Source organism: Candidatus Symbiopectobacterium sp. NZEC135 (assembly GCF_025962695.1).
In genome coordinates this window covers 1-3,890 of sequence record NZ_JAGFPF010000140.1, presented here as the reverse complement: position 1 = coordinate 3,890, position 3,890 = coordinate 1, and the positions used below count along the sequence as shown (strand labels likewise).

Sequence of the window (3,890 nt, the reverse complement as noted above, 5' to 3'; positions counted from 1 at the left end):
GCGGGCTCTGGCGTGACGGTGAACAGCGTGCTGCCGGGTCCTACGATTTCCGACGGCTTCGCCACCATGATGCAAGACGACGTGGCGCGCACCGGTAAATCCCTTGAGGTACTGGCGCGGGAATTCGTGATGGCGCATCGCCCCAGTTCGGTTATCCAGCGCGCTGCCAGCGTGGAAGAGGTCGCCAACATGGTGGTCTATATCTGTTCGCAGCAGGCGTCTGCCACTTCGGGCGCGGCGCTGCGCGTTGATGGCGGCGTAGTCGACGATATTCTGTGATGAAAGGGCCAGGGGTGTCCCTGGCCCTTTCATCATCCCTGATGCAACGATGCCAGAAAGGCGCGCCAGCCGCCGAACGCGGTGATATCGCGAGCGCCTTCCAGACCTTCTGCCGTACAGATAAAGCCGGTGCACCACTGCCCATCGGCCAATTGTACCTGCCCTAACCCCAATGGGGCCGGGATGCCCGCCAGAAACGACCCCACTTCCGCACTGGGCAATTCCCATACTTCAACCTCGATGGCCGCACCGCCGTCACGGGCTCTGACCATGCCGGGGCGCAGCGGCGGACAGCCCGCCAACGCATACAGCCGATAATCCGGCGCGCTCTGCGTGCATTGCACACAGCGTCCTCCCCGGTTAGTAAGCTGGTGATTGAGCGGCTGCCCGGAAAGGTGCGCCCCACAGACTACCAGCCGCTGGCAATCGTGAGTGGCTACACGCACCGGGGCTGCGGTGGTTAAACCGGCACCGCCCACCAACGCGGCCCCCTGCTGGCGTTGCAGAGCATCGGCCAGACTCAGAAGGTACTGATCGGTAAAGGCGCGACCGAACAGCGTGACGCCCCATGGCAGCCCGTTTTGCATCTGCCCGGCGGGCACCGCCACTGCCGCATAATCCAGCATATTCATGAAGTTAGTGTAATAGCCCAAATCGCTGTTACGTTTCACCGGCTCCTCGGCCAGTTCCGCCAGCGTCACGGCTCTCGGGTAGGCAGGCGTCAATACGCAGTCCAGACCGTCCACGATCGCGTCACATTGCGCTTTGAGCTGCTGCACGCGGTATTGCGCGCGGAAGGTATCCGCCGCGCTGTAGTGTGGCGCGCTGGCCAGCACATTACGAATCACCGGCAACACGGCGTCGGGCTCGGTTTCCAACAGCGTTTGCGCCGTGATATAGCGTTCCGCCACCCACGGCCCTTCATACAGCAAGCGCGCTGCGGCCAAAAACGGCGTGAAATCAATCTCAACCGCAACGCCACCCAGAGCCATCAAGCGCGCTTTGGCGGCGGCGAACAGCACAGGGCTCTCCGCGCAGCCGAAAAATTCCAGCTGTTGCGGCACGCCAAAGCGAAAACCCGTGCGCGGTTTACCAAAGGCCGCACCGTTGTTCCACTGGGGATTACGGCGGGAATAGTCATCTAACACATCGTAGCGGGCCGTTAACGACAGCAGCTGACTGGCCTCTTCCGCACTGGTGGTGAAGAACGTCACGCAGTCCAGCGTGCGACAGGCAGGCACCACCCCTCCCGCCGAGAGCAGCCCTTTGCTGGCCTTCAGCCCCACCAGATTATTGAGCGCGGCGGGCACGCGGCCACTGCCTGCGGTATCGGTGCCCAGCGCAAAGCTGGCAACGCCGAGTGCCACCGCCAGCGCCGATCCTGCGCTGGAGCCTCCCGCCGGATAATCAGGATGGACGCTGTTGCGGCACGCGCCGTAGGGTGAACGGGTGCCATTCAGCCCGGTGGCGAACTGATCGAGATTGGTTTTGCCGACCGGCACCGCACCCAGCGCAATCAGTTGTTCAACCAGCGTGGCGCTACGTTCTGGCACATAGGCAAAGGCCGGGCAGGCCGCCGTGGTGGCGATGCCAGCAATATCAATGTTGTCTTTGATGGCGAACGGAATGCCGTACAGCGGCAGCGCATCCGGCGATTTCCCGTCCAATGCAGCGAGATAGGGCTCCAGCTCCGCTTCGCTAAACAGATGAATATAAAGCGCATAATCAGCATTCAGCGTCAGCGCACGTGTGCGCAGCCGGTGGCACAGCTGGCGCGGCGTTAACTTTCCCGCCTGATAGGCGGCGCGCAGCGTCGACAGACGTAAATCGAACGAAGTTTGCATCACGGTTACTCCTTCTCCATCACCATCAAACACTGCCCTGCCCGCACCGGTGAGCCCGGCTGGACATCCAGCACCCGCACTACGCCGTCACAGGGCGCTTTTACCGGAATCTCCATCTTCATCGATTCCAGCACCACCAGCACCTCACCTGCTGCGATGCGCTGCCCGGCCTCAACCAGTACCTGCCACAGATTCCCCGCTATCGGGCTTTCCACCGCGGTTTGCCCCGGCAGCAACGCTTGCCTTTCCGGCGCGTGCGCCACGGCATCGTCCGTTTCCGAGTGATCCAGCCCGGCCGCTATCCAACGTTCGCGTTCAGCGTTAAAGGCCGCGCGCTGCTGTAGACGAAAAGCCTCAATGCTGTCGTGTTCCCGCTCCAGAAAGGCCTGATAATCCGCCAGCACCAGTTCATGCTGCTCTATCCGCAGCGGGTAGCGCCCCAGCGGAAAATCCCGACGAATTTGCGCCAGCTCTTCAGATGAGACGGGATAAAAACGAATCTGATCGAAGAAACGTAGCAGCCAGGGTTTACCGTGGAAGGCCTCAATCTGACGATAGCGGTTCCACATCTGCAAGGTGCGCCCAATCAGTTGGTAACCGCCCGGCCCTTCCATGCCGTAAACACACAGATAGGCCCCGCCAATCCCCACCGAGTTCTCCGCCGTCCAGGTGCGCGCCGGGTTATATTTGGTGGTGACCAGCCGATGACGAGGATCGAGCGGCGTCGCCACCGGCGCGCCCAGATACACATCTCCCAGCCCCATTACCAGATAACTGGCCTTAAACACGGTGTCATACACCGCATCGATATCAGGCAGATCGTTGATGCGTCGGATAAATTCCAGATTGCTCGGGCACCAGGGCGCGTCTTTACGCACCGTAGTCATGTATTTCTGGATGGCGGTCTGGCAGGCGGGATCGTCCCAGGAGATCGGCAGATACACGATACGCGAAGGCACCCGTAAATCCTGCGTCGCCAGGACCTGCTGCCAGTCTTGTTGCACCTGCGTGAGCAGCGTGCTCAGTGAAACGCGCTCGGGCTGGTAGTGAATCTGAAGCGAACGAATGCCCGGCGTCAGGTCGATAACCCCGGCGATCTGCGCGGCCTGCAAACGCTGCATCAACACATGGCCGCGAAAGCGTAACCGCAGATCCAGCTCCGGCTCGCCAAACTCCAGCAGCAGGTTGGTATCGCCGCTCAGTCGCGCCACCAAACGCTGCGCGCCTTCTCCCTGATTCAGTACGATAGGAGAAGCCAACGGTTCGGGCTGCCACTCAATCGCCTCAGGCTGTAACTGCATCAGCGCTGTGGTTCGCGCCTGTACCAGCGCACGCGCGGTGCTCACAGAGACCGGAACAAAGCGCACCTTGTCGCCCGCTTTAAGTTGGCCTATCTGCCACAAATCCGCCTCGATCACCGTTACCGGGCAGACAAAGCCCCCCAGACTCGGGCCATCCGGTCCCAGTATCACCGGCATATCTCCGGTAAAATCCACGGCGCCGATGGCGTAGGGGTTATCGTGAATATTGGAAGGATGCAGCCCCGCTTCACCGCCGCTGTCGCGCGCCCAGCACGGTTTCGGACCAATCAGCCGCACGCCGGTGCGGCTGGAGTTGAAATGCACTTCCCAGTCGGTGGCGAAGAAGGTGTCGATATCTTGCGGCGTAAAATACTCCGGCGCGCCGTGCGGCCCATAGATCACCCGCAAGGTACGCACCGGCGCTAAGTCAGGCAACACATCCGGCGACAAACGGGCATCCGCGCTG

3 protein-coding genes are annotated in these 3,890 nt (G+C 61.5%); 1 reads left to right on the top strand and 2 read right to left on the bottom strand.

Going from position 1 to position 3,890, the window contains the following annotated elements:
• Positions 1-279 (top strand): SDR family oxidoreductase (locus tag J5224_RS23865; RefSeq protein ID WP_264627716.1); only part of this gene is annotated, 279 nt, incomplete at its 5' end.
• A gap of 32 nt (positions 280-311) precedes the next feature.
• Here J5224_RS23865 and atzF read toward each other — a convergent pair.
• On the bottom strand, positions 312-2,123 hold the full coding sequence (atzF, locus tag J5224_RS23860) for an allophanate hydrolase (RefSeq protein WP_264627715.1): 1,812 nt from the start codon (positions 2,121-2,123) through the stop codon (positions 312-314).
• A 5-nt stretch (positions 2,124-2,128) separates the two neighbouring features.
• The coding region (locus J5224_RS23855; RefSeq protein WP_264627714.1) for a carboxyltransferase domain-containing protein at positions 2,129-3,890 on the bottom strand (1,762 nt) is incomplete at its 5' end.

What these genes read in the sequence shown, in the direction of transcription:
- atzF (WP_264627715.1), bottom strand. Translation starts at nt 2,123, where the DNA reads ATGCAAACTTCGTTCGATTTACGTCTGTCGACGCTGCGCGCCGCCTAT.